We start from the raw sequence: 1495 nt of genomic DNA, 5'->3' as shown, positions 1-1495 counted from the left end.
TAGTTTTACTGTGTTATATATTTTGTGCTCGTTGATGCCGAAGACAACAGGGACATCGGGGCAGGTCACGAGCCAGCAGAGCGCCGATACGCAATCGCAAGCTCGTGATGGAGGATGGGACGTGGCGCTGCGCCCTCTGGGCTTCCCCGAGGTTTGTAATGCGTGGGTAGGGCAGACGCTTGGCGGCCAGAGTTTTTTTTACCGTCGATCTCGTCGGGATGCTGCAGCCGTTGCGCGAGCAGGAAGCCGTACGCGGCAATGCTGAGGCTGGCGTGATGGTGAAAGCCGCGCCAGCCCCGGCCTTCGTACTGTCCGAGGCCCAGATCCTGCTTGAGATCCTGGTAGTCGCGCTCGATGCGCCAGCGCATCTTGGCTTCAAACACCATGCGCTGCAGCGGCGTGTCTTCGGGCAGCGTGGACAACCAGTACTTCAGCGGTTCGTCGTGGCCCTCGGGCCACTCGATGAGCAGCCATTGCGGCTCGCGCAGCTCGCTGCGCTGCTGGTCGCGGTGCGCTGCACGTACCCGCACGCGGGCGAAGTGCGAGCGCAGCGCAGCGTTCGTGCCCTCACGCCAGGTGACTTCTTGCCAGTCGTCGGGCTCGATGTCGAAGGCCACGTCCTTGACCGTGCGGGGCCGGTGCTTTGGGGCGGTGGCGTCGCCGCGGCGCAGTCGCCGTGGGACGCGGCCCCTGCCGCTGTAAGGCTTGGGCGGCAGGGGTTCGTGCCCAGGTGGCCAAACGCTGACGCTGCCCGTCACACCCACGACGTAGGGCAAGCCAAGCTCGCCCAGGCGTTCGCGAAACGCCGTGTCCACGCCGTAACCCGCGTCGGCCAACACGCAGTGCCTCGGCGCCCCCTGGGCCAGCAGGTGTTCGATCTGCTGCAGCGCAATCTGAGGCTTGGTGGCGAACTCGAGCGCCTCGGGCACGCCGGCCTTCTCGCGTCGGGCCGGGTCGTCGACCCACTCCTGGGGAAGGTACAGCTGCCAGGCCACCGGAATGCTGGCCGCCACGCAGGCCAGCGACACGCTCACCGCCACTTGGCAATTGTCCTGCTTGCCCAGCATCCCGCAGTACTGGCGCGCGACGCCCACCGAGTGCCGCCCCTGCTTGGGAAACCCCGTGTCGTCGATGATCCACCAGCCGCCATCGCTGAAATCCATCAACGGCACGACCCACTGGCATATCCCCAGCAGCATGCGCGCATCCGACCAATTCGCATCGGCCACGAAGTGGTGCAGCGACTGATGGCGCGAACGAACGTTCAGCGGGTCCACATGAGCCGCCATCGGCTCCACGCTCTTGCGCTGCAGCGGCGACATCAGCCCCGTGGTGTAACCCCGCAAGCCAGCATGACGGTCCGAATGACCCAGCCCCCGGCTCAGATGGGCCATGTATCGCTCGAATTCCTGCAAGTCTTCCATCAAGGTTCGCCCTTCGCTTGAAGAAGTGCGCATAATGCCTTGAATTCGTTCAAATTACTAACACAGTAAGA

General features: G+C 64.4%; 1 protein-coding gene. It reads right to left on the bottom strand.

The annotated features are described in order from the left end of the window. Positions 1 to 65 precede the first annotated feature (65 nt). Positions 66 to 1424: an IS701 family transposase gene (locus tag FFS10_RS22855; RefSeq protein WP_137896896.1), complete on the bottom strand. Its 1359-nt coding sequence runs from the start codon at positions 1422 to 1424 to the stop codon at positions 66 to 68. Positions 1425 to 1495: the final 71 nt, after the last annotated feature.

This window comes from Ramlibacter sp. 2FC, assembly GCF_005503345.1.
In the GTDB taxonomy this organism is placed as follows: domain Bacteria; phylum Pseudomonadota; class Gammaproteobacteria; order Burkholderiales; family Burkholderiaceae_C; genus SCMQ01.
The sequence above is the reverse complement of the archived record's forward strand: the minus strand, read 5'-3'. Positions and strand labels throughout refer to the sequence as shown.